This is a genomic window from Tateyamaria algicola, from assembly GCF_047715485.1.
In the GTDB taxonomy this organism is placed as follows: Bacteria; Pseudomonadota; Alphaproteobacteria; order Rhodobacterales; family Rhodobacteraceae; genus Tateyamaria.
On the sequence record NZ_CP180422.1, the window covers coordinates 3,955,541 to 3,980,980 of the forward strand.

A 25,440-nucleotide genomic window follows, 5' to 3' on the forward strand; every position below is an offset into this window, starting at 1 on the left:
CATGACCGCCTATGAAGAGTTGATGGCCTATGATCACGACACGCAGGCGCTGAGCCAGGTGGCCGGGCGTCTGGGCTGGGATCAGGAAACGATCATGCCGCGTGGTGCGGCCCCCCAGCGTGCCGAAGAGATGGCGGCGATGGAAGGTGTGCTGCACGCCCGGCGCACCGACCCGCGTGTGGGCGCGTGGCTGGCCGCGCTGAACGGCGCATCCCTTGACCCCGTGGCCGCCGCCAATGTGCGCGAGATCACCCGCAGCTATGAACGCGCCAGCAAGGTGCCCGCAGACCTGGCGGCCACGCTGGCGCGCGTCACATCGACTGCGCAAGGAAAATGGGCCGAGGCACGTGCCGAGGATGACTATGCCGCCTTTGCCCCGGTTCTGGCCGAGGTGATCGACCTCAAGCGGGAAGAGGGGGCGGCACTGGCCGCAGGCGGTGACATCTACGACGCGATGCTGGCGGATTATGAGCCGGGCACGACCGCTGCCGACCTCGAGGGCATGTTCGGGGCCTTGCGCCCGGCACTGACAGAGTTGCGCGCCGCCATCCTGGAAAAGCCGATGCCGCAAGGGGTCAGCGGCAGTTTTGACGAGACCGCGCAATTGCGGCTGAGCGCGCTGCTGGCGCAGGCCTTTGGCTATGACATGACGCATGGGCGCATCGACAAGGCGGTGCATCCGTTCTCTTCCGGCTCGGGCCTTGATGTGCGCATCACCACGCGCACCAATGCGCATGATCCGTTCAACTGTTTCTACTCGACCATTCACGAGGTCGGGCATGCCTGTTACGAGCAGAATATCGACGCCGCCTACCTGTTGACGCCGCTGGGGCGGGGCGTGTCGATGGGCGTGCACGAAAGCCAAAGTCGCATCTATGAGAACCAGATCGGGCGCAGCCGCGCCTTTACCGGCTGGCTTTTTGGTCAGATGCGGGATGCGTTTGGCGATTTCGGGATCGCGGATGAAGAGGCGTTTTACGCCGCCGTCAACAGCGTCTCGAACGGCTACATCCGCACGGAGGCGGATGAGGTACAGTACAACCTGCATGTGCTGCTGCGCTTTGATCTGGAACGCGCGTTGATGGCGGGCGATTTGCAGGTGGGCGATCTGGAGGCTGCGTGGAACGACCGTTTTGCCGCTGATTTCGGATACCCGGTCGACAAGGCGTCGAATGGCGTGTTGCAGGATGTGCACTGGTCGGTCGGGCTCTTTGGCTACTTCCCGACCTATTCACTGGGCAATGTCTATGCGGGCTGCCTGCACGAGGCGTTGCGGGCGGCGGTTCCGGGGCTGGACGACCAACTGGCGCAAGGCGACACGTCGGCGGCGACCACATGGCTGCGCGACAATTTGCAACGCCACGGCGGGCTGTTCGAGCCACGCGAGGTGATTGCCAAGGCCAGCGGACAGGCTCCGGGGCCCGAGCCATTGCTGGCCTATCTCAAGGCCAAGTTCAGTGACATATACGCGCTCTAGCCTGTCGTAACCTGATGCAAGTTCTGCGTTATTCCCCTTTTGGGGTGTCGCGCGCTGCTGTCTGCTTGGTTCACTTTTGTGAACGAGTGGAGTGTTACGATGAAACAACTGACTTTGGCCGCTGTGGCCGTATCCCTGATGGCCGCCCCCTTGGCCGCGCAGGAAACCACCCAGGCATCGGTGAACGGCCCGTCCGGCGATCCGACCTATAGTGTGCAGATCACCGGCGCGAATGGGGAAATCTACAACTGTCGTCCCGATATCCAGACTTTGGGTGGGCAATTGGTGCGGCGGTGCCAACGCCTGAGCGGTGTGGTGAACGGCCAGTTGCTGGGTGGGTCTTTGTCTGCGGGCGGTGCCCTGGCGGCGGGTGCGGTGCTGGTTCTGTTGGCGGCTGGATCGTCCTCGACCACCACGACCAACTAACAATGCGTGGCACGGCGTGTTGCGCGCCGTGCCACCTGTATAGTCAGGGTGATGCAGCGGTTAGGCCTCTGCGCCACCCTCAACGATGTCGTCCTCGCCCTGATCCGCGATCCAGGCGACGCTCACGACTTCCTCGTTCTTGCCGGTGTTGAACACCCGCACGCCGCCTGCGCTGCGCGAACGGAAGCTGATGCCGTCCACAGGCACGCGGATCGACTGACCCTTGGAGGTGGCGAGCATGATCTGGTCGTCCATCTCGACCGGGAAAGAGGCAACGATATCACCGGTTTGCATCCGCTTATCCCACGCCGTGACCCCCATGCCGCCGCGCCCCCGCAGGGGGTAATCGTGCGACGAGCTGAGCTTGCCTGAGCCGCCTGCCGTGATGGTCAGAATGAGGTTTTCGGCGGCGGACATGGCAGGGTAGTCGATCTCGACATTGGTGTTTGCGCCAACTTCTTCCTCGTCCACGGTGTCGGGATCATCCGCGATGCCTGCCATAGCACGCCGCATCTTGAGGTAGGCGGCGCGTTCGTCGGAACTTGCGTCGAAATGGCGGATCACGGACATCGAGACGACGCGGTTGTCGCCGGACAGCTTGATCCCGCGCACGCCAGTCGATGCACGCGAGTTGAACACCCGCACATCATCGGCGCGGAAGCGGATGGCGCGGCCCGCATTTGTCACCAGCATCACGTCGTCATCGTTGGAGGCGATGCGCGCATTGATCAGCTTCCAGCCTTCGCTGTCGCCCTCGAACTTCATGGCGATCTTGCCGTTCGCCTTCACGTTGGTGAAATCGGACAGCTTGTTGCGGCGCACTGTGCCGTGATCGGTGGCAAAGACGACCTGAAGGTCATCCCACTCCTTTTCATCGCGATCCACGGGCATGATGGCGGCGATGCTGACGCCCGCAGGGATCGGCAGGATGTTGACGATCGCCTTGCCCTTGGAGGTGCGGCCCCCTTGCGGCAGGCGCCAGGTCTTGAGCTTGTAGACCATGCCGTCGGTGGTGAAGAACAATAGCTGGGTGTGGGTGTTGGCGACGAAGAGGGTGGTGATCACGTCCTCTTCCTTGGTCTGCATGCCGCTGACGCCCTTGCCGCCGCGTTTCTGGCTGCGGAAATCGGCGAGCGGTGTGCGCTTGATGTAGCCGCCAGAGGTGACGGTCACGACCATATCCTCGCGCTCGATCAGGTCCTCGTCTTCCATGTCGCCGGACCAGTCGACGATCTCGGTGCGGCGCGGCACGGCGAACAGCTCGCGCGTCTCGCTCAGCTCGGCGGCGATGATGCCCATAATCCGCTCGCGCGAGCCGAGAATTTCGAGGTATTCCTTGATCTTACCTGCCAATTCTTCAAGTTCGTCGGTGACTTCCTTGACCCCGATCTGGGTCAGGCGCTGGAGGCGCAATTCGAGGATCGCGCGGGCCTGGGTTTCGGACAGGTTGTAGGTGCCGTCGTCATTCGCAGTATGGGTTGGATCGTCGATCAGGGCGATGTATTGCAGGATGTCCTCGGCAGGCCAGCGGCGCGTCATCAGCTTTTCGCGCGCCTCGGCGGCGTCGGCGGATTGGCGGATCGTGGCGACCACCTCGTCGATATTGGTGACGGCGACGGCGAGACCGCACAGGATGTGGCTGCGTTCGCGAGCCTTGCGGAGTTCGAAGGCGGTGCGACGCGCGACGACCTCTTCGCGGAAATCGATGAAGGAGGTGAGGAAGCGGCGCAGCGTCAACTGTTCGGGGCGACCGCCGTTCAGGGCCAGCATGTTGCAGCCGAACGACGTTTGCATGGGTGTAAAGCGAAAGAGTTGATTAAGTACGACCTCAGCGGTCGCATCCCGTTTCAGCTCGACCACGACGCGCACACCGTTGCGGTCGGATTCGTCTTGTACGTGGGAAATGCCTTCGATCTTTTTGTCGCGGGCAGCCTCGGCGATCCGCTCGATCATCGTGGCCTTGTTCACTTGATAGGGAATCTCATCAATAACAATGGCGTAGCGGTCTTTCCTGATCTCCTCGACCCGCGTTTTCGAACGCACGATCACGCTGCCGCGCCCTTCGAGATAGGCCTTTCGCGCGCCAGAGCGGCCCAGCATGATGCCGCCCGTGGGAAAGTCGGGGCCCGGCACGTAGTCGATCAGCTGTTCTGAGGTCAGATCCGGGTCTTCGATCAGGGCCAGGCAGGCATCGACCACTTCGCCCAGGTTGTGGGGCGGGATGTTGGTGGCCATGCCGACCGCGATGCCGCCGGCGCCGTTGACGAGCATGTTGGGGAAGCGGGCGGGCAGGACGGTTGGCTCGCGGTCCTTGCCGTCGTAATTGTCCTGAAAATCGACCGTGTCCTTGTCGATATCGGCGAGGATAAAGGACGCGGGTTTGTCCATCCGCACCTCGGTATAGCGCATGGCGGCGGGGTTATCGCCGTCCATGGAGCCGAAGTTGCCCTGACCGTCAAGTAGCGGTAAAGACATGGAAAAATCCTGCGCCATGCGCACGAGGGCGTCATAGATCGCAGAGTCACCATGGGGGTGATATTTCCCCATCACGTCGCCGACGGGGCGGGCGGACTTGCGGTAGGATTTGTCGTGCGTGTTGCCCGTTTCGTGCATCGCGTAAAGGATGCGCCGGTGCACAGGTTTTAGGCCGTCACGCAAATCGGGAATGGCGCGGCTGACGATGACCGACATGGCGTAGTCCAGGTAGGACGTGCGCATTTCTTGTTCGATCGACACCGTGGGCCCATCATAGGCCGGCCGTTCCGGTGGCGTCATTTCATCATCGTTTTCAGGGGGTTGTGGCGTGTCGTTCACGTGGCTCTGCCCGTTCTTTGCGTGGCTCTATATGTTGCGTTTCAGTCTATCAGAAACCGCAGATAAGGTGCAATGCCTCAGCGGCCCCGCTGTTAGCAGCCGCGTGGATTCGGTGCTAATGCTCTGTTTTTATTGATTATTAATCTGTGTCAGGTTCTGATGGGGCAAGAGCAACAAAAAGAGGTGCAAAATGGCACACACCGAGACCGAGCTGATGTTGAAAGGGTATGGGCTGACCACGGCGGAAATGTTCTATCGATTGCCGGACTATACCCATGTGTTGAACACCTTTGTCTGGCAGGATTACGACATCGCGCCAGACCATCCGCGCCTGTTCAAATTCATCGATTTCTGGAAGGCGGAAATCGAGGGCGCGCTGCATTCCGTGCGCTTTACCCATCGCAAAATGATGGCGAGTGGGGAGTGGCGCAATGTGACCGGAGAGTTCACGCTGCATTGAAATGTGAACGCGGCGTGCGGTGCGGGTTGGGGCGTGCCCGACAGCCAGATTGTGCAGTTTGGCGTGGAAACTGTACGTTTTCGCGGGGGTGACATGGGCGCGATTTGGGCCTGTTTTCGCAGAACTGCGCAGATTGGGCGCGAAACTGTACGTTTTCACCTGTCCTGGCGCGTTAACCGGCCGTTCACCTTTGTGCGGTGTTAACCTGTTGCCGCCAACATTAACGATGCGTTCAGAAACGTGCCCGCTCAGGCCGAGCAGGAGGCCCCGCCCAGCACGCAGAACTTGGCGCAGTGCGGGTGGTTGAGCGACACGTCACGCTCGGCCTCGGCCAGGGTCGTGCCCAGTTCGAATTGCGGATCGTAAGGCAGGAGGGTGCAGGCGAGCACCGCCGGTGTCTCGGCCCCTTTGCGTTTCACCACCATGCGGGACGACGAACACATCACCGCCTCGGGGTGCTTGTTCAGGATGCCCCAGCAGGCTGTCGTGATTTCCGGCACTTCCACGCGCGTGTCCATCTCGGGGAAAAGGACGGTGGCGCCGGGATTGTGCGCGTCGATGTCCCAACCATGGGCCGCAAACAGCGCAGCGTAGCCATTGCGCGCCTCTGCCTCGCTCTCGGCCATCTCGATCCGGCCTGCCACCGCAAGCCGTGCGCCGATGGAGGACAGCCAGTTGATCCCGCGCACTGTCTTTTCAAAGGTGCCGACCCCACGTTCGGTGTCATGGATGTGGGCGGCGTGGTGATCGAGGCTGATCCGCAAGGTCAGCTTGGCCCCGTAGGTCTCGACCAGTTCGATCAGCCCGGCCTTGATGGCGGGGCGCATCATCGGCGCCATTGCGTTGGTCAGGACCAGCACGTCATAACCGCGCACGAGGCTGCGGCCCAGCATGTCGAGGAAGTCGGGGTTCATGAACGGCTCGCCACCTGTGAACGCAATCTCGCGCACGTTCCATTTGCGCGCCTCGAGCTGGTCGAGGTAGTCCGACACCTCGTTCGCGGTCATGTAGACCAGCGCATCATTGGTGGGCGAGCTTTCGATGTAGCAGTTGGTGCAGGCGATGTTGCACAGCGTCCCGGTATTGAACCACAGCGTTTCGGGCTTGCTCAGCGCCACCTTGGCGCGCGCCTCACCTTTGGCTGTCACGTCGGGGTCTTGAAACTTGCCCAGATTGGCGAGGTCTTTCATAGGGTCGTCCAGTTCATTGGTCGCGTGGTGCGACCCTAGACCTACGCAAGAGGGCTGCAAGTGGAAAGCGGGTCAATGACGGCCTGACAGCTTTGTGATAGGCATATGGTCGCAAGGGCGGCCGCACCCCATTCCTGCGTTGAGTACCGTTTTGATTCTGCTTATGTTTGCGCAAACATTTACTAAGGAGCACATACCATGGTGTCGCGCGTCATTCCGGTCGAGCCCTTTGATCTGGTCATCTTTGGGGGCACCGGTGATCTGGCCCGTCGCAAGATTTTGCCGGGTCTGTTTCGTCGCTTTTGCGCAGGCCAGATGCCGCCGGAGGCGCGTGTGATCGGTGCTGCCCGCGCTGAAATGGACACAAGCGCGTATCGTACCTTTGTCAGCGAGGCCATTCAGGAATTCGCCGGAGTGCTCACTTGCGAGGATGGCACGCTCGACGGGTTTCTGGAGCGTATGCACTATGTGCCCATTGATGCGCGCGGTGAAAACGGCTGGTCCGAACTGGCCGACCTGATGCGCGACGATGTTGTGCGGGCCTATTACTTTTCAGTTGCGCCAGGGCTGTTTGGCGATCTTGCCGAGCGCCTGAACCTGCATGGTCTGACGGATGAGGCGACGCGCATTGTGGTCGAAAAGCCCTTTGGCCGCGATCTGGAAACCGCCCGCGCGCTGAACCGCGATCTGGCGGCCTATTTCGACGAGAGCCAGATTTACCGGATCGATCATTATCTGGGCAAGGAGACGGTGCAGAACCTGATGGCCGTGCGCTTTGGCAACATGCTGTTCGAGCCGCTCTGGAACAGCCAGTATGTCGATCACATCCAGATCACCGTGGCCGAGACTGTCGGCGTTGGTGGGCGCGGCGAGTATTATGACAAGTCCGGTGCCATGCGCGACATGGTGCAGAACCACCTGATGCAGCTTTTGTGCCTGATTGCGATGGAGCCGCCCAGCAAGTTCGATCCGGACGCCGTGCGCGATGAAAAGCTCAAGGTCATCCGCGCCCTTGACCCGGTGGAGCCGCACCATATCGTGCGGGGGCAATACGAGGCGGAAGAGGGCGCGCCAGGCTACCGTGAGGAGGTCAATGACCCACGCTCGCGCACAGAAAGCTATATCGCGATGAAAGTCGGCGTGTCGAACTGGCGGTGGGCGGGCACGCCGTTCTATCTGCGCACGGGCAAGCGCCTGAAGGCGCGCTGCAGCGAGATTACAGTGGTGTTCAAGGCGCTGAACCATTCGATCTTTGGCGAGCAGGAGGATCACCGCAACGTGCTGTCGATCCGCCTGCAACCCAATGAGGGGATCACGCTGGGCGTGACGATCAAGGAGCCGGGGCCGGGGGGCATGCGCCTTGTGGATGTGCCGCTGGACATGTCTTTTGCAGATGCGTTGGGTGATCATGCAAGTGATCCGCCCGATGCCTACGAGCGGCTGATCATGGACGTCATCCGGGGCAACCAGACCCTGTTCATGCGCGGCGACGAGGTCGAGGCCGCCTGGGCCTGGACCGATCCGATCATTGACGGGTGGGAGACACGTGGCGACGTGCCCAAGACCTATGACAGCGGCAGCGAAGGCCCCGTGGATGCGGTGCAGATGCTGGCGCGCGACACACGCGTTTGGCGCAAGGTGGCTTCATGAACATCATCGACTATCCCGATCGAGAAATGCTGGCCATGGGTCTGGCCGACATGTTGGCCAGCGAGTTGAAAAACTGCCTGTTGGTCCATGAACATGCGTCTTTCGTGGTGCCCGGAGGCACGACGCCGGGGCCGATTTTCGACAGCCTGTGCGCTGCCGATCTGGATTGGGCGCGGGTGCATGTGATGCTGAGTGATGAGCGGTGGGTGCCCGAAGATCATGAACGCTCGAACGCGAAACTGCTCAAGGAGCATCTGTTTGTGAACCGTGCGGCGGCGGCCCAGTTCCTGCCCTTTCACCAGCCGGGTGAAACGCCGCAAAGCGCAGCACCCATCCTGTCGGAACGGCTGGCGGGCGAAATGCCGATCTCTCTGCTGCTGTTGGGCATGGGGGCGGACATGCACACCGCATCGCTGTTTCCCGGCGCCGAGGGGCTGGCAGAGATGCTGGCGGATGATGCGCCGTTGGTCGTGCCGGTCACGGTCGCGGGGCAAGAGCCGCGCATATCTTTCTCGGGGCCTGCGCTGGGTGGTGCAATGGCCAAACATCTGGTCATCTATGGCGATGAAAAGCGTGCAGCCTTGGAACAGGCGCGCGGGATGGACGTCACAGAAGCGCCAATTAGGGCCGTTATGGACAGCCTGACAGTACACTGGGCGGAGTAAGACACCATGTGGGATACATTGAAGGCGCGCGCGGCTGAGGTCGCGGATCGCGCAATCCTCGATCTGTTTGATGCAGACCGGGCAGACGATTTTGCCGTGCAGACGCAGTTCATGCGCTTTGACTATGCCAAGACGAATATCGATGCGGGCACGCGCGAGACGCTGTTGGCGCTGGCGGATCGGGCAGGGGTCGCCCAGCGGCGCGATGCGATGTTTGCAGGCGCCCAGATCAACGAGACCGAAGGGCGCGCCGTGCTGCACACGGCCTTGCGCAATCTGGATGGCGGTCCCGTCATGGTCGACGGGGTCGATGTGATGCCCGAGGTGCTGGCCACGCTGGATCGGATGGAGGCCTATGCACGCGAGGTGCGCGCCAGCGCCATAACGGACGTGGTCAATATCGGCATTGGCGGCTCTGATCTGGGTCCGGCCATGGCGGTGCAGGCGCTGTCGCCCTATCGCGACGGGCCGCGGTGCCATTTCGTATCCAACGTGGACGGCGCGCATATCGCGGATGTGCTGCGCGACCTGGATGCAAAGACCACACTTGTCATCGTTGCCTCCAAGACCTTTACCACCATCGAGACCATGACCAATGCCCGCACCGCGCGGGCGTGGATGGCCGATCACGGCGGCGATCCTGCGGCGCAATTTGCCGCCCTGTCCACGAGCGAGGAAAAGACGGCCGCGTTTGGTATCCCGCCTGAACGCGTCTTTGGGTTCGAGGATTGGGTCGGCGGGCGTTATTCGATGTGGGGGCCCATCGGGCTGAGCCTGATGCTCGCCATTGGTCCGGACGGATTTCGCGCCTTTCTCCGCGGCGGGCAGGAGATGGATCGCCATTTCTGCGCGGCCGAAGGGGCAGAGAACATGCCGCTGATGCTGGCCCTTGTGGGCATGTGGCATCGGCAGGTCTGTGGCTATGCCACCCGCGCGGTGCTGCCCTATGACCAGCGGCTGGGCCAATTGCCTGCCTATCTGCAACAGCTTGAAATGGAATCAAACGGCAAATCCGTGGGCATGGATGGCCAGCCCCTGAGCGTGGACAGCGGCCCCGTTGTCTGGGGTGCGCCGGGCACCAACGGGCAGCACGCGTTCTATCAGCTGATCCATCAGGGCACGTCCGTCATCCCGTGTGAATTCATGGTGGCCTGCGAGGGGCACGAGGCCGATCTGCGCCATCATCACGACCTGCTGATCGCCAACTGTTTTGCCCAGTCCGAGGCGCTGTTGCGGGGCCGGTCGCTGGACGAGGCGCGCAGCAAGGTCGCGGACAAGTTCGAGGGTGCGGAACTGGAGCGGCAGGCGGCGCACCGCGTCTTTGCCGGTAATCGCCCGTCGACCACGCTGATCTATCCCAAGCTCGATCCGTTCACGCTGGGCCAGATCATCGCGTTGTATGAACACCGCGTCTTTGTCGAGGGGGTGATCCTGGGCATCAATTCCTACGATCAGTGGGGGGTTGAGCTGGGCAAGGAACTGGCCACGGCCTTGCAGCCGGTGGTCGAGGGCACAGCGCCCGCCACGGGCAAGGATGGGTCGACCCAAGCGCTGGTCGACTATCTGCACCGTCATCGCGGGTGACAGACCGACCTGATTGAGCGCCTGTCGGCGCACGCTATTTGGTAGTGGAATGAGGGACGCCGTCCCTCAAACGCCCTGCGGTTAACCTCGCGAAATGAAGATGTGGAGGCGCGCAGGCTTGCATGGCGCGCGCCCCCTTGGCAGGGTTGCTGTCAAGGGAGGACGTGTGCGCACCAAAGGGGTGCGCGCGGGCACGGCGATCCTCTGACATATCAAGGGAGGCGCCCGATGTTTGGCCAAATGATGAACTTTCCTCTGACCATCTCGTCGCTGGTGGATCATGCCGCACGGTTTCATGGCGAGACCGAGGTGACCTCGGTCAACACGGGCGGTGGTGTGGAGGCGACCAGCTGGAGCGAGATCGGCGCCAACGCGCATCGTCTGGGCGATGCGCTGACCAAGCTGGGGCTGGAGCCGCAGGCGCGCTGTGCGACGATTGCATGGAACAACCGCCGCCATCTGGAGATCTATTTTGGCGTGTCGGGCGCGGGGTTTGTCTGCCACACCATCAACCCGCGCCTGTTTCCCGAGCAGTTGGTCTATATCATCAACCACGCCGAAGACCGGGTGCTGTTCATCGACCGCACCTTTATCCCGCTGGTCAAGGCGATCCGCGACAAGCTGCCCGGTGTCGAACATATCGTGCTGATGGAGGGGCGGGACGAGGCCGCCGCCGAGGAGATTGCGGGGCTTGTGTTCTATGACGAGTTGCTGGCCACTGGCGCGCCTGACTTCGACTGGCCGGACTTTGATGAAAACACCGCCTCGTCCCTGTGTTATACGTCCGGCACGACGGGCAATCCCAAGGGTGTGCTTTATTCCCACCGCTCGACCGTGTTGCATGCCTTTGCCTCGAACACGCGCGATTGCATCGGCTTTTCCGCGCGGGATGTGGTGTTGCCGGTGGTTCCGATGTTTCACGTCAATGCGTGGGGGACACCCTATGCCTGCGCGCAGGTGGGCGCGCAGATGGTGCTGCCGGGGCCGGGTCTGGACGGGCCATCGCTGGTCAAGCTGATCGACACCCACCGCGTCAGCATTGCCCTTGGCGTGCCCACCATCTGGCTGGGTCTGCTGGGTGAGGCGGCCAAGTCCGGGTCCTCCCTCGACAGCCTTGAGCGCACGGTGGTGGGCGGCTCTGCCTGCCCGCCCTCGATGATCACGGCCTTCCGCGAGCAATATGGTGTCGAGTTGATCCACGCCTGGGGGATGACCGAAATGTCGCCTCTTGGGTCGAGCAACCAGCCGCTGGCCAAGCATCTGGACCTGCCCCTCGAAGACCAGCACCGGCTGCGCGAAAACCAGGGGCGGCCACCCTGGGGGGTCGATCTGAAGATCGTGGACCCGGATGGGGGCGAGTTGCCGCGTGACGGGGTGACCCAGGGCGACCTGATGGTGCGGGGGCACTGGATCCTCGACGCCTACTTCCTGACATCGCGCGAAGAGACATTGACCGATGGCTGGTTCCACACGGGCGATGTGGCGACGCTGGATGCGGACGGGTATCTGTCGATCAAGGACCGGTCCAAGGACATCATCAAATCGGGGGGCGAGTGGATTTCGTCGGTGGATCTGGAGAACATCGCCATTGCCCATCCCGCGCTGGCTGATGCTGCCGTGATCGGGGCGCGCCATCTGAAATGGGATGAACGGCCCGTGCTGGTCGCTGTGGCGGCCGAGGGGCAAAGCCCATCCGAGGCTGACGTGCTGTCCATCTTTGACGACAAGATCGCCAAGTGGCAGGTGCCCGACAAGGTGGTGTTCACCGACGCGCTGCCGCGCAATGCGACTGGCAAAGTGCTCAAGCGGAACTTGCGCGATCAGTTCGGGGATGTGCTGGTGGGCTAGGCGCGCCTTGGGGGTGTGCGAACGAAAGGATCCTGTTCCATGAAGCTGGACGTCTGGTTCGAGTTTGCCAGCAGCTATTCCTACCTCACGGTGGCACGTGTGGAGCCTCTTGCGCAGGCTGCGGGGGTTGAGGTTGTGTGGCGCCCCTTTCTGCTTGGCCCGATTTTCCGCGACAGGGGCATGGACACCTCGCCCTTTGTGCTCGACCCGCTCAGGGGCCAGTACATGTGGCGCGACATGGAGCGGCGGGCGGCGCGATTGGATCTGCCGTTCACGCGCCCGGACATCTTTCCGATGAACGGTCTGCACGCGGCGCGGATCATGACGGCGGGTTTGGGCGAGGGGTGGTGCGGCGCTTTTGCGAGGTCCGTCTTTGCGGCGCAGTTCGGGCGTGGTGCTGACATTTCCGATCCCGAGGTGCTGAAGGCGGTTCTGACCGAGTGTGGCCTCGACCCCGACCACTGGCTGCGCCGCGCGCAAGACGACGACACAAAGGCCGCGTTGCGCGCCTTGACCGAGCAGGCGCGCAGCCTTGGCATCTTTGGCGCGCCGAGTTTCGTGGTCGGGCAGGAGATGTTCTGGGGGGATGATCGCCTGGAAGATGCGATCGAGTGGGCTGTCGCTGCTGACAGGTAGCGCGCGCACTGCGACAAGGAACGGGCGCGAGGAAACCCCGCGCCCGCGTGTTTGCGTTCCGGTCTAGCCGACCTTGGCGTTGTCCGTGCGTTTGACCGCCACGATGGACGAGCGGGGCAGGGCGCCTTCGCCATCCGGGAACGGGGCGCTGGGGTGCTGGATGCCGACGAACATGGTGCGTTTGTCGCTGGACCAGGTCAGGCCCGTCACCTCGGACCCGTTGGGCCCCGTAAGGAAGCGGCGGATTTCACCGGTCACGGGGTCGCCTGCCAGCATCTGGTTGTTGCCCATGCCTTCGAATTCGCCCTCATTGTCGTCATTGCCGTCCGTCTGGATCCACATGATGCCGGTCGTGTCAAACATCATCCCGTCGGGCGAGTTGAACATGTTGCCCTCGTTGATGTTGGACGACCCGGCATAAGGGCCGGTTTCGGTCTTGGGGTTGCCCGCCATGACGTAGAGGTCCCACTCGAACGTGTTGGAGGCGTGGTTGTCACCCGAGGGGCGCCAGCGCACGATCTGGCCAAAGTTGTTGGCGGCACGCGGATTGGGGCCGTTGGGAGAGGTGTCGTCGCCACCGGCGTTCGGTTTCACGCCCCGGTTCTTGTTGTTGGTCAGGCAGCAATAGCCTTCGACCGCCGTGGGGTTGACCGCGATCCACTCGGGGCGGTCCATGGTGGTGGCCCCGACTTTTGAGGCGGCCATGCGGCTGAAGATGGCGATTTCGGCCTCGGACATGCCCGTGGCCGCAGGCGTCAGGGCCATCCATTCGCCCGACATGTCGTCGTTGAACTTGGCCACGAACAACTGGCCCTCGCTGAGCAGGGTCGAGGTGTCGCCGCCCGGCACGTAGACATCGTTGGACAGCCACTTGTACATGAATTCGCCACGCTCATCATCGCCCATATAGACGATAACGCGCCCATCGGGGGCGAGCGCATAGGCAGCGTTTTCATGTTTGAAGCGGCCAAGGGCCGTGTGCTTGACCGGGGTGCTGTCGGGGTTCGCGGGGTCGATTTCCACGATGTAGCCAGCGCGGTGCGGTTCGTTCGGGTTTTTCGAGATGTCGAACCGTGCATCAAAGCCGTGGTAGTTGTAGCGGCCCGGATCAACCTCGGTCGACACGCCATAGCGCTGGAAACCGGCGGCGGTGGCCTCGTCCAGCGTGGCCTCTTCGGTTGCGCCGAAATAGCCGTTGAAGTTTTCCTCGCAGGTCAGATAGGTGCCCCAGGGCGTGCGGCCCGATCCACAGTTGTTGAACGTGCCCAGCGACGCGGTGCCGGTTGGATCGGCCTCGGTTTTCAGCAGGTCGTGACCGGCGGCGGGGCCGTCGATTGTCATCGCTGTGTTGTGGTGAATGCGGCGGTTGTAGGGGCTGTCGACGACGACCTCCCAGCCGTTGTCACCTTCGGTGATTTCCATGACCGACACGCCCTGGAAGTTCTGAAGGCGCAGCACATCGCCTGCCGAGGCAGGCTTGCCCCCATCGTTCTCGGGCAGGTTGGTTTTCGTGTTCACATATTCGCTGTTTACCACCAGCAACTCTGTGCCGCCGACGTTGAACAATTCCATCCCGTCGGTGTTTTCGCCGAACACGCGGTCAGACCCTTCGGTGGGGATGCCTGTGGCGGGATCAAAGGCGGGCGCGTCCGAAAACAGCGGATCGCCCCAACGCACCAGTACTTTCCATTCGTAGCCTTCTGGCACGTGAACGGTGCCGTCTGTCTGGATCGGCAGTTGTTCAAAGGCAAAGCGGTCGGATTGGCTGGCCATGGCCGTCGTTCCCTTGAGCATGGACGTGCCCATCACGGCGGCACCGGATCCAAAGGCGACAACGCCGCTCATGAACCCGCGGCGCGAGATTGCGGCCTCGACCACGTGGTCAAAACCCTGCACATCCGGGCGGGGAAAATTCATTTCGTCCCAATCGTCCGGGGACATTGCAGCTTGGTCGATATCTTTCATTCCTTGCTCCCAATTTTTTGGATTTTTCACGCAGCAGATGCGTCGCGATACGGGGTAATGTCCCATCGCAAAACATTTGTGACATGCGCAGGCGTGTTGACCGAAATTATTCCTGTTAAGCGGGAAGTTCCGGCGGGTTTTTGCCGCTTGGCCGACAGGGGGGACGCGCTCAGGTCTTGAGGTGGTTCTGGCGGGCCGGTCCGCGGTACTTTTCCGTCAGGCGGGCGTCGACCTCGGTTCCGTCCTTGAGGTAGATCAGCACGCCCTTGCCGGTCGAGGCGCCCCGCATGTCCCTGATCTGATCCTCGGACCGGGTGGTGCGCTGCGACATGCGCAAGCCCCATTGGTGCAGGTGATCGAGCAGCCTGGCTTCAATGTCGCGGTACGCATCCGTCTTGGCCAGATCGACCAATTCGTCGGGATCGGTGTCCAGGTCGAACAGCATGTTGCGCAAGGACGGGGCGGCGCAGTGCATCAGCTTGTAACGCCCGTCAAACACCATGAAAAGGCGGCAGTCGCGCGGGTCCAGCCCCAGCTTTTCGCCCACGGGCTGCGCCGAAAAGTCGTATTCCGAGATCACGTAGTCGCGCCAATCCGGTGTCTCGCCACGCAGCCACGGCAAGAGGCTGCGCCCCTCGATCACGTGATCGGGCACTGTCCCACCTGCCGCCTCGATGAACGTGGCTGCCAGATCGATCGATTCCACCAGCGCGTCACATACCGTGCCGCGAGTCGCGTCGGCAGATGGGCGCGGATCGTAGAGGATCATCGGCACCTTGACGGAGGGGTCGTGAAACAGGTTCTTTTCGCCCAGCCAGTGATCGCCCAGATAATCGCCATGGTCCGAGGTCAGCACGATCATCGTGCTGCCCATCTGGCCCGTGGCCTCGAGGTGGTCGAGCAGGCGGCCCAACTGGTCGTCGCATTGCTTGATCAGGCCCATATAGGCCGGGATCACCTTGGCGCGGACCTCTTCATCCTGAAAGGATTTGCCGACGGGGCCGTTCATGAAGGTGGCAAAGACAGGGTGCGCATCCGCGCGCTCGCCCTCGGCCCGGTTGGCGGCGGGCACGTGGTTGGGCCCGTACATGTCGTTGTAGGGGGCGGGCACGATATAGGGCCAGTGCGGCTTGATATAGCTGAGATGCGCGCACCAAGGCCCTTCGGCCTGATCGAGAAAGCGGATCGCCTCGGATGTCAGCCAGGGTGTTTCGCTGTCTTCTTCGCGGATGTTGGCGGGCAGGTCGGTGTTGTCAAAGAACCAGCCCGATGCGATCTGCCCGTCCTTGACGCCCGCATTGGCGTAGTCGGCCCATGGGTTGGTGCCGTCATAGCCTTGCGACTTGAGGTATTCGTTGTAAGGGCTTCTTCTTTCGTCATAAAACCCGTCTGGCCCTTCGGCCCACAGCCCATCGTCGCGCACCCAGGGATCGAACCCGCATTCCGATGTGCGCACGCCGATGACGCTGTCGGGATCGAGCCCCAGCCGTTCCATCCCTTCGGCATCGACGGTCATATGCGTTTTGCCGATCAGGTGGCAGGACATGCCGATCTTGCGCAGATGATCGCCCAGTGTCATCTCGCCCACGCGCAGCGGAAACCCGTTCCAGTGCGCCCCGTGGCTGGCCGCATAGCGCCCGGTGTAGTAGCACATGCGCGACCCGCCGCAGATCGGGGATTGCACATAGGCGTTGGAAAACCGCACGCCCATGGCCGCCACGCGATCAAAGTTGGGTGTGTGCAGATGCGGGTGACCTGCGCAGCTGAGGTAGTCGAACCGCAACTGGTCATACATCACGAACAGGATGTTCACGTCTTAGTCGTCCCCAAGCTTCTGCAGCCTGTCGCGGACTGCCATGACCGAGGAATACGTTGAGACCGCATAGGGCACAAGGAAGGTGAGCACGCACTTGAGCCAGGCGGTGGCGTCCATCTGCCCGGTTACCATGCGATCCCCGTGGTTGATCAGCGCGATGACCACGCCGACGATCAGCGCGATCTTGGCGGCGCGCAGAACGACGCTGCGGTCCGTGGCGATCTGCCAGGGGGTGGGAGGAGCCGGTGTGCGCATGGTGGTTCGGGTGTGACCGGTGATCGCAATCTGTGCAAGGGCGTTGATCCGTGTGCACGCAGCTGTGACGCGGCGTGCATAGATACCGCGCCCCGCGCCAGCATGTCTTTGCGATCTAGAGGATGAAATCGACGTTTGTGTCGACCGCGCCGTTGCCGATCGGATCCACGATGTAGATCTGGCTGTCAGCCCGTCCGTCCCCATCGATGTCCATCGACGCGATGGCAACGGAGTCATTGTTTGCATTCACGACATACTTGATCGTCATTTCCCCAGCAGTGCCTGTAAAGTCGCTCACGTGCACGAAGGCTTGATCGCCCGCCAGGCCCGTGTTGGCGTCGATCCCGGACACATCGATCTTGTCACCATCCACCGTGTTGAAATCGTGGACTTCGTCGCGGTTGAACCTGCCGACACCCGTATGTGCGGCCCGTGCAAAGACGAACGTATCGGCCCCGGCGCCGCCTGTCAGGAAGTCGGTGCCCATGCCGCCAATCAGCATGTCGTCGCCTGCGTCCCCGAACAGGCTGTCGTTGCCCGTTCCGCCGTAAAGGGTATCGTTGTCTGCCCCGCCCATGAGCGTGTCATTGCCCTGCAGTCCAAAGATGCGGTCGTTCCCTGTCGACCCTTGCAGAATGTTGCCATGCCCGTGCGTGCCGTAGATCATGTCGTTCTGCGCCGACCCGACCCCGTGTTCGACGTTGAGAATAATGTCATTGCCTGAAAAGGCCCGGGCCAGTTCGTTTTCGAGGTTGAGGTACACGCGCCCGGTCTGGGCTGTGTAGATGACCGTGTCGTAACCTTTGCCGCCGTCGATCAAATCGTTTCCGGCATCGCCGCGCAGCACATCCGAACCCACTTCGCCGAGCAGGGTGTCATTGCCACCTCCGCCCAACAAGCGGTCGTTCCCACTATCGCCCTCAAGCTTGTTGTCCTTGTAGTCGCCGGAAACAGTATCATCGCCCCATCCGGCGACGACATTTTCAAAAGATGAAAACGTGTCGTCGACCGCAGGACCACCCGTCGCGAGGCTTGTGCGCAAGTCAATGTTCAGATTTGAATAGGTGGTGAAGGCGATTGTATCGTTGCCTTCCCCGCCGACAAGCATATCCGCTCCGCGGCCCCCTTCCACATAATCATCGCCACTCCCTGCAAAGATCGTGTCGTCGCCGTCGCCGCCCCGCAAGACATCATCGTCGCTGCCGCCATCCAGAAAATCAGCCCCATGCCCGCCAGTCAGGCTGTCGTTTCCACCGCGTCCTTCGGCGCGATTGATCGCTGAACTGCTGGAACTCCATGTGCGGTAAGAGTCCGCGTTTGTGTCATGGCCGATAAATGTCATATCGTCGCCATTTACAACAATGGTTGCAACATCCGTGAGGTTGAAGATCTGACCATTGACCGACAGCCCATAGTCCTGAGCGTAGAAAACCGTTCCCGGTGCGTAATCGCGGAAGATGACATCTTCGTATCTGCCGTCTCCGAAGATGTTGACCGTGCCCGTCCAGCCATCGTCAAAGACCTCGGCGTCTGTCCTGTGTGAAAGATAGATCGTATCTGGTCTGTAGTTGCCTTTCAGCTCGACGTTATCGGTCCAATACCACCATCGGGGTTCGTAGAAATAGTGTGTGTCTATAATGGTTTCCAGCGACTCTTGCAGCTGGGTCTGGGCGGTTTCATCGCCAAGTATTATCAAGTTCATCGTATCGAGGAGCGTCTCGGCCGACATGTTGAGCCCGGTGATCTCGGAATAGAACCTGTCAATCGTTCCGTAGAGGCGTATCGTCTCGACTGTTCCGGTCAGCACGCCATCTACGAATTGAAGCGATTGGCCTTCGATCTCCATGCGGCCCGAGACACGAACCTGCCCGCCTGAGATAAATGTTTCCTGAAAAAAGTAGGTGTCGCCATCCCAACCTTGTGTGTGTGCCGAGGATCCACCTGTGTCTTCGAAATAGGTGATGAACTCCTCAATGTAGTTCGTGCCTCTCAATACAGCCATTTCTCAATTCCATTTGCGCGTGCGGGCCGAATTCTGCCCAGTTGATCAAACCTATTGATTTTTGCCCATCTTACGGGCGCGTTGCGTCGTTCTCATGTCATTGACGACCCGGACGCTTAGGTCTGGGGAAATGGGGCACGACTTTTACGAATACAGGCGTTCAATGACAGGCCTTGGCTCATCATACTACGCGTGCGTGCGTTTTACCATGGTTTGGCATGCGCACCGCAGCGCCGTTGCCCGGCTGTGTCGTCCGAAATGAGATGAAGAATGGAGCGGGTAACGAGAATCGAACTCGTAACTAAAGCTTGGGAAGCTGCCGTGATACCTTTTCACCATACCCGCCGCTGGACCCTTGAGATAGGCAAGCCCGCCAACAGGGTCAAGCGGATTTGCGGGCCTCGTACACATTGATGCTGGCCGGGATGCGCAGGCCCTGCGCCCCGTCATAGACCGCAAAACGCTGTGCAATCGCATCCGCGAGGGCGCGGCGCTGCCGGTCGTCCGCATCAAAGAATTGCAGCGCGCGGTCGGCGGGCCCGATCCGGCAACACAGATCCGCCGCGTTGCGCAGGGTGCCCGCGGGCGTCAGTGACATATCGATATTGCGTGCCCTGATATCGCTCAGGCGTGCGGCCTCCATCATGGCGGTGACGCGCGGGATCTGTTCAAAGGCAAATGGCCCGGGCTGCGTGCGATCCACCTTGGGCATCGGGCCCAACACGTCGGCAGCTGCGGCGGCAGGCGCCATGAACCACGGATTGTCCGGGGCCGGGCCCCACGCCGCAAAGGTCATCGTGCCCCCCGGTGTCACCGCGCGGGCCATGTTGGCGAAGGCCGCGACGCTGTCCTCGAAAAACATCACGCCAAAGCGCGAGATGACACTGTCAAAACTGTCGGGTTCGAACGGATGTGTCTGCGCATCGGCTTTGAGCAGCGCGGTGTTGGGCAGCGCCTGCACCCGCGTCCGGGCAAGGGTCAGCATGATGTCGGCGATATCGAGGCCGGTCACGTGCCCCGCATCGCCCACACGCGCAGCGGCGGCCAGAACGCTGGCGCCCGTGCCGCACCCTATGTCCAGCACCCGGTCGCCGGGCCGCAAGGCGGCCGTGTCCAGCAGCAGATCGAGCACCGGCTGCATCAGCGCGTCCATCTGCGCCTGCAGATACACCCAGGCCGGGCCTGCGGAACCGTTCCAGAACTCTTCCTGATCCGCGTTGGTCATGCGCGCCTGCGTCTGCGCCGCCCGCCTTCCGTGTCGCCGTTCGTGTTGAAACTGACAGCGGGCAGGTCCACCACACTGTTCAGTATGGGAAACGGGTCGACCGAATTCGGGATGGCCGAGGCATTGACGAAATGCTCCTGAAAGCGCGGCTCGATCGCGGTTTCGACCTTGTGGATGCGGCGCACGGTGTCTTCGATCTCTCCGCGCGCGTCGCGGTTCAGCAGCGCGATGCGCGCGCCCGTGCCCGCTGCGTTGCCGGCGGAGGTGACCTTGTCGAGGGGGGCGTCCGGGATCATGCCAAGCACCATAGCATGTTTGGGCGAGATGTGAGCGCCAAACGCCCCCGCCAGCACCACGCGGTCCACCTGATCGACGTCGAACTTGTCCATCAACAGCCGCGCGCCTGAATACAGGGCGGCCTTGGCCATTTGAATGGCGCGGATGTCAGGGTTGGTGACCGTGATCAGCGGCCCACCTGTGGCGCTGCCGTCATGCAGCACATAGGAGTGCGTGCGCCCATCCGCGATGCAACGGGTCGAACCCGTCTGGTCCGCGCTGCCGATCAGACCGGAGGGGTCGAGCAGCCCGGCGAGGCGCATTTCTGCAATCGCCTCGATAATGCCGGAGCCGCAGATCCCGGTGATGCCGCTGCCCGCCGCAGCCTCGGCGAACCCGTCCTCGTCCGACCACAGATCGACGCCGATGATGCGGAACCTCGGTTCCTTGGTCGCGGGGTCAATTTCGACCCGTTCAATGGCCCCGGGTGCAGCGCGCTGGCCGGAGGTGATCTGTGCCCCCTCGAAGGCGGGGCCGGTGGGGGAGGAACAGGCCAGCACCTTGGTCTTGTTGCCCAGCAGGATTTCCGCATTCGTGCCCACATCGACCACCAGCACCAGGTCGTCGGATTTGTCGGGCGCTTCGCTCAGGGCCACGGCGGCGGCATCTGCCCCCACATGGCCCGCGATACAGGGCAGCAGGTAGACGCGCGCGGACGGGTGGATATTGAGGTCGAGATCATCGGCTCGCAGCCGCATGGAATCCGAGGTGGCCAGCGCGAATGGCGCCTGTCCCAGCTCGAACGGATCAATGCCGAGGAACAGGTGATGCATGACCGGGTTGCAGACAAAGACCGCGTCCACGATCAGCCCCTTGTCGATGGCGGCCTCGGTTGCGATTTGGGTGAACAGGGCGTTCATCCCTTCGCGCACGGCCAAGGTCATTTCGCCTGCGCCGCCGGTGTTCATCATGCCGTAGCTCACGCGGCTCATCAGGTCTTCGCCAAAGCGGATCTGGGGGTTCATGATGCCCGAGGATGCCACGACCTCGCCCGAGATCAGATCGCACAGGTGGGCCGCAATGGTGGTGGAGCCGAGATCGACCGCCAGCCCGTACACCGTGCCGTCGTAGTAGCCGGGCCAGATGTGCATGATGCGCGGTGCGTTTTCGTTGTCGCCGAGGTGGATGGCTGCGGTGACCTTCCAGCTGCCTTTGCGCAGCACCGGTTGCAGGGTTTGCAGGATATGCAGATCGGCGTGGATATTCGTGATGCCCCAATCGCGCTCGATCGCGCGCACCAGCCGTTCCAGATCGCCGGAGGGTTCGTGCATGTCGGGTTCTTCTACCTCGACATAATAGAGCTTGGTCGAGGGGTTCATGACGATATCGCGCGCCTCGGCCCGTTTGCGCACGACCTGTTTGTGCACCTGGCTTTCGGGGGGCACGTCGATCACGATGTCGCCCTGCACGGTGGCCTGGCAGCCAAGGCGGCGGCCGTCGATGAGCCCGCGCTTGGATTTGTAGCGTTCCTCGACCTTGTTCCATTCCGACAGCGCATCCTGCGCCACCGTCACCCCGTGCTTGGGGAATTCACCGTAGCTGGGCGTGATCTGGCATTTGGAGCAGATGCCGCGCCCGCCGCAGACGGAATCGAGGTCGACCCCAAGCTGCCGCGCCGCCGTCAGGATGGGGGTGCCGACGGCAAAATGGCCGCGCTTGCCGGAGGGGGTGAAAACAACAAGAGGTTCGGTGCTCATGAATGTGCCCTGGCTACAGTTTCACGCGACCATATGGAAATTGCAGCCAAGGGAAAGGCAAAGAGCGGCAAAATCCAACGCCGCCGCGTCAAAATCGGCGGCGTTGGTGGCGGTCAATCGCCGGGGCAGGGGCCCTATGGCTTGGTTTTTGGCTTGGTGGCAGCTTTGGCGGCGGGTTTTTTCGCGTCGCCCCCCTTGGTCGCCCCGATCAACCCCCCGAGCACTGTGGCGGCTTCGCCCTCGGGCATCATTGCGGCAAAGCCGGCCTTGACGATGTCGCTGTCCAGCAGGGCCTTGCCAAAGGCCTGATTTGCCTTGAGCGTTTCGACGGACAGATCGCCTGCCTTGGCCGCGCCTTCCTTGGCGGCGGTGATCTGCGCCACGGTCTGCGCGCTGAGCCCTGCCTGGCCCGACATATCGCGCACATTCTCGGTGATCTTGGATACGATGCCGGACAGGTCCGCCCCTTCGGCCAGCGCAGGTTTCAGCAGTTCGGTGATCGTCTTTTCCATCTCGACACGGTCGAAGCTGGCGCCGCGCGCGCGGGTCGCCAGGCTGACCGGGTCCATGTCGGGCGGCAGGATCGGGATCGGCGAGTCCTTCCAGTTCCAGAAGCGGGTGAGGTCGATCTTCTCTGCCGACACGGCCTGACCCAACACGGCCTCGCCAAACACGCCACCCGAGGGCAGCACGACCTGGGCCGTCGGGGCGCCGTCGCCATCCATCTCGTAGGATTTGGCATAGGCCGTATCGCCCTTGGGATCGGCATGGGGCAGGCGGAAGGCGACGTAATTGCCGTGCACGCCCAGCGGCCGCGGGTCCATCAACTGTTCGAGACCTTCGCCCTTGAAGGTCTTGTCCTTGACCAGCCGTTGAATCAGCGAGGCGTCAAGCTGGGCATAGATCGCAGCGCTCGCCTGGCTGCGCAAACCTTCCAATCGGTCAACCACGCGGGTCATGCGCTGGCGGCGCATGCGGAATTCCTTGAACTCGGAAAAGGCACCGCCGACATCCTTCAGGAATTCCTCGCATGTCTTGATATTGTATGTGACTTCGTTGCTGTTGTCCCCTGCGGCCAATTTGGCTTGGTAGTTGGCGAGTGTTTCTTCGTACCGCCACAGGATCCACGGCAAGCCCGCATATTCCGGATAAACAAACCTGTCGCCATCCGGAATTGGGTATCCTTTGCCTTTGATCGCGTTTTCGAGGATTGCTTTTTGGGTCTGCTCTTTTTCGTCGAGCAGTTGCAGGTTGGCGCCAAGAAAATCGTTCATCATGTCGCGCGCGTCGGTCACGCCCGCATTTTGCAGAACGGGCGTCAGGACGCCCTCGTACTTGCGCACGAGGTCTTGGGAAAAGTCCAACGGCACCATCGGCAGAAACACGACCCGTTCGGCATGAACGACGCGGGTTTTCAACTGATAGACTTGCAGCACTTCAAAGAACATCATCGTCAGCGCGTGCATGTGGTTGTAGTTGGCAATGACACGCGTTGCGGCTGACTGCGCCTCATTCTCGGACGCCTCGCGGACCTGCGCGGCCCTGCGCCCGCGAACGGCGTGGCTGGCGGCCACGGTGCGTTGGCTGAGGTTCTTGGACCCTTGTGCGGCGATGTCGGACGCAGCGGCCGAAGACGACATGCCCACCCCCATGCTGGTGCTGAGCGCGGTGGAGCCGGAGCCGCTGACGAACAGTCCGCCACCTGACACCGAGGCCTGCGATTGCGAGGCCGCGCCGAATTGCATCGATTGTCCGGACTGGGTGTCATGGCTGACGGCTGTCTGGGTTTCGTGCACGGCCGATGTCTGATCGTTGCTTGCATCCACGCTGTCGCTTTGCGTCGCCGCCTCTTGCGACTGCGCCCGAGAGGCGCGATGGAAGGATGTGATCGCGATCTTGGTCACTTCGCCCGGTGCAAGGCAGGTGGAGTGCAAGAGCCGCCCCAGTGCGAGCCCTTTTTCGAACCATCCCTGTTCATATGTCAGCAGCGCACCCTCGACCGGCGTGTTCGGCTGGGTTTTGGCTGGCAATTCGGCAAACGGGTCCAGCGCTTGCTTTACCTCGTTCTTGGCAATCTTGGCTGCGTCGGGGTCGCGCATGACAAGCTGATTGAAGAACATTGGCGTGGACACGGCATCATGGTCCATCTTGGGCACCAGATACTCGGGTGTCTCATCACGCACCGCATCTATGTCCCAGGTGTCCTCGTAGTGGCTGAGCGTATCGACCTCGGTTTCCACCTCGGGTTTATCTGTCGCGGTGGAGGTCGTTTTGGGTTTGGTTGTTGTGCGGGTTGGACGGCGCGCCATGGAAATTACCTTCTTTCAAATACCTGGATCGCGTTACACGCCGGAAATAACAGGTGGATACGAACCATTGCACACCACTAGACGCCACAAGTTGTCACGTTCCAAGTCTTATGACACGTTACGCGCGAAAAAAATGAAGCCCAGTAGGTTCATAAGCACTTGCGCGGCCAGGATCGCGGTGCTGCCCGACGGGTCGTAATCCGGGGCCACTTCGACCAGATCAATGCCCACGATCTCGTGCCGTTTGGCGGCTGCCTGCAACATCTCGAGCACGTCGTAATAGAGAAAGCCGCCATGGCTGGGCGTGCCCGTGCCTGCCGCGATAGAGGGGCAGAACGCGTCGATGTCGATGGTGATGTAAAGGCGCGCACCAGCCGGGATGCGCTCAATCACGCCCTGCGGCCCAAGCGTGCGGGCCTGACGGACGGACAGGATATCAGACCCCATGGCGCGGGCGTCCTCGTACCCCTCCTTTGCGGTCGAACTGACATTGCGGATGCCGACCTGCGTCAGCCCGGTGACGTAAGCCTGCTCAGCCGCGCGGCGCATCGGGTTGCCGTGCCCGTGCCGCACCCCGTGGCGTTCATCGACAAAGTCGAGATGGGCGTCGATCTGCAGGATGTGGATGTCGCCCTGATCCTCAAAGGCGCGGATGCAGGGGATGTTGACCGAATGATCGCCGCCAATGGTCACGGGCAGCGCGCCTGCCGCGAGGGCTGCGCGTACGCCCGCCTCGATGTTGCGGTGTGACCCTTCGGTATCGGTGTGGATGATATCGGCGTCGCCCATATCCACGATCCGCACTGTCTCCGGCAGGTAGGTTGCATCGTCTTCGTGATCATATGCGCCCGCATGGCCAAAGCTGAACAGGGTGGACGCCTCGCGCACCGCGCGCGGCCCGAACCGCGCACCCGACCGCCATTGCGTGCCTGCATCGAAGGGCGCGCCGAGGATGGCGACATCCGCCTCCAACGCCGTCCAATCCTCGACGTAAGCGCGTTTGCCAAAGGTCGCGATGCCCACAAAGGGCAGGTTCAGCCGACCGCTCTCGTATCCATGTGTCATGCGCGCCACCTTGGGGCGCA

General features: G+C 62.0%; 18 protein-coding genes and 1 tRNA gene. 8 read left to right on the top strand and 11 right to left on the bottom strand.

The genetic code is table 11. The features are described 5' to 3' along the window. The first annotated feature begins 1 nt into the window (after position 1). Both ACMHLQ_RS22020 and ACMHLQ_RS22025 read left to right on the top strand, forming a co-directional pair. A complete protein-coding gene (locus ACMHLQ_RS22020) occupies positions 2 to 1,477 on the top strand; it encodes a carboxypeptidase M32 (RefSeq protein WP_415402805.1) in 1,476 nt (491 codons plus the stop codon). 99 nt (positions 1,478 to 1,576) lie between these two features. Continuing rightward, positions 1,577 to 1,903, top strand: coding sequence for a hypothetical protein (locus ACMHLQ_RS22025; RefSeq protein ID WP_415402806.1), 327 nt, complete (start codon positions 1,577 to 1,579; stop codon positions 1,901 to 1,903). 60 nt (positions 1,904 to 1,963) lie between these two features. Here the strand turns inward: ACMHLQ_RS22025 and gyrA are convergent, their stop codons facing one another. Next, positions 1,964 to 4,717, bottom strand: a complete 2,754-nt coding sequence (gene gyrA, locus ACMHLQ_RS22030; protein ID WP_415402807.1) for a DNA gyrase subunit A — start codon at positions 4,715 to 4,717, stop codon at positions 1,964 to 1,966. Positions 4,718 to 4,907: 190 nt separating this feature from the next. Between gyrA and ACMHLQ_RS22035 the strand changes: the two genes are divergently transcribed. Further along, the gene (locus tag ACMHLQ_RS22035) at positions 4,908 to 5,177 is read left to right on the top strand and encodes an usg protein (protein ID WP_415402808.1); all 270 of its coding nucleotides are present in this window, start codon (positions 4,908 to 4,910) and stop codon (positions 5,175 to 5,177) included. Positions 5,178 to 5,425: 248 nt separating this feature from the next. Here the strand turns inward: ACMHLQ_RS22035 and ACMHLQ_RS22040 are convergent, their stop codons facing one another. Next, the gene (locus ACMHLQ_RS22040) at positions 5,426 to 6,367 is read right to left on the bottom strand and encodes a radical SAM protein (protein WP_415402809.1); all 942 of its coding nucleotides are present in this window, start codon (positions 6,365 to 6,367) and stop codon (positions 5,426 to 5,428) included. A gap of 198 nt (positions 6,368 to 6,565) precedes the next feature. Here ACMHLQ_RS22040 and zwf point away from each other — a divergent pair, with 198 nt between their 5' ends. The 5 genes from zwf (at position 6,566) to ACMHLQ_RS22065 (ending at position 12,750) form a co-directional block, all read left to right on the top strand. Continuing rightward, entirely contained in the window at positions 6,566 to 8,017 is a 1,452-nt protein-coding gene (gene zwf / locus ACMHLQ_RS22045) for a glucose-6-phosphate dehydrogenase (RefSeq protein ID WP_415402810.1), read from the top strand. Next, positions 8,014 to 8,682 (top strand): 6-phosphogluconolactonase, encoded by a 669-nt coding sequence (gene pgl / locus ACMHLQ_RS22050; RefSeq protein ID WP_415402811.1) that lies wholly within the window; start codon positions 8,014 to 8,016, stop codon positions 8,680 to 8,682. Before zwf ends, pgl begins: the two co-directional genes overlap by 4 nt. 6 nt (positions 8,683 to 8,688) lie before the next feature. Continuing rightward, positions 8,689 to 10,266, top strand: a complete 1,578-nt coding sequence (pgi, locus tag ACMHLQ_RS22055) for a glucose-6-phosphate isomerase (RefSeq protein WP_415402812.1) — start codon at positions 8,689 to 8,691, stop codon at positions 10,264 to 10,266. Positions 10,267 to 10,494: 228 nt separating this feature from the next. Beyond that, complete coding sequence (locus ACMHLQ_RS22060; RefSeq protein ID WP_415402813.1) at positions 10,495 to 12,114, top strand: long-chain-fatty-acid--CoA ligase; 1,620 nt, start codon at positions 10,495 to 10,497, stop codon at positions 12,112 to 12,114. A 39-nt stretch (positions 12,115 to 12,153) separates the two neighbouring features. Next, complete coding sequence (locus tag ACMHLQ_RS22065) at positions 12,154 to 12,750, top strand: 2-hydroxychromene-2-carboxylate isomerase (RefSeq protein WP_415402814.1); 597 nt, start codon at positions 12,154 to 12,156, stop codon at positions 12,748 to 12,750. 63 nt (positions 12,751 to 12,813) lie between these two features. Here the strand turns inward: ACMHLQ_RS22065 and ACMHLQ_RS22070 are convergent, their stop codons facing one another. From ACMHLQ_RS22070 to speB, 9 genes are all read right to left on the bottom strand, one after another. Next, entirely contained in the window at positions 12,814 to 14,715 is a 1,902-nt protein-coding gene (locus tag ACMHLQ_RS22070) for a PhoX family protein (RefSeq protein ID WP_415402815.1), read from the bottom strand. Positions 14,716 to 14,884: 169 nt separating this feature from the next. Continuing rightward, on the bottom strand, positions 14,885 to 16,528 hold the full coding sequence (locus tag ACMHLQ_RS22075; RefSeq protein ID WP_415402816.1) for a sulfatase-like hydrolase/transferase: 1,644 nt from the start codon (positions 16,526 to 16,528) through the stop codon (positions 14,885 to 14,887). A gap of 3 nt (positions 16,529 to 16,531) precedes the next feature. Then, on the bottom strand, positions 16,532 to 16,786 hold the full coding sequence (gene nrtS / locus ACMHLQ_RS22080; protein WP_415402817.1) for a nitrate/nitrite transporter NrtS: 255 nt from the start codon (positions 16,784 to 16,786) through the stop codon (positions 16,532 to 16,534). Positions 16,787 to 16,901: 115 nt separating this feature from the next. Continuing rightward, the gene (locus ACMHLQ_RS22085; RefSeq protein ID WP_415402818.1) at positions 16,902 to 18,788 is read right to left on the bottom strand and encodes a calcium-binding protein; all 1,887 of its coding nucleotides are present in this window, start codon (positions 18,786 to 18,788) and stop codon (positions 16,902 to 16,904) included. Positions 18,789 to 19,059: 271 nt separating this feature from the next. Continuing rightward, a tRNA-Gly gene (locus ACMHLQ_RS22090) sits at positions 19,060 to 19,133 on the bottom strand. Between the two features lie 37 nt (positions 19,134 to 19,170). Next, the gene (locus ACMHLQ_RS22095; RefSeq protein ID WP_415402819.1) at positions 19,171 to 20,013 is read right to left on the bottom strand and encodes a class I SAM-dependent methyltransferase; all 843 of its coding nucleotides are present in this window, start codon (positions 20,011 to 20,013) and stop codon (positions 19,171 to 19,173) included. Beyond that, complete coding sequence (locus ACMHLQ_RS22100) at positions 20,010 to 22,046, bottom strand: ASKHA domain-containing protein (protein WP_415402820.1); 2,037 nt, start codon at positions 22,044 to 22,046, stop codon at positions 20,010 to 20,012. Before ACMHLQ_RS22100 ends, ACMHLQ_RS22095 begins: the two co-directional genes overlap by 4 nt. A 134-nt stretch (positions 22,047 to 22,180) precedes the next feature. Continuing rightward, positions 22,181 to 24,355, bottom strand: a complete 2,175-nt coding sequence (locus ACMHLQ_RS22105; RefSeq protein WP_415402821.1) for a hypothetical protein — start codon at positions 24,353 to 24,355, stop codon at positions 22,181 to 22,183. A gap of 108 nt (positions 24,356 to 24,463) precedes the next feature. Beyond that, complete coding sequence (speB, locus tag ACMHLQ_RS22110; RefSeq protein WP_415402822.1) at positions 24,464 to 25,420, bottom strand: agmatinase; 957 nt, start codon at positions 25,418 to 25,420, stop codon at positions 24,464 to 24,466. Between the last annotated feature and the right edge of the window lie 20 nt (positions 25,421 to 25,440).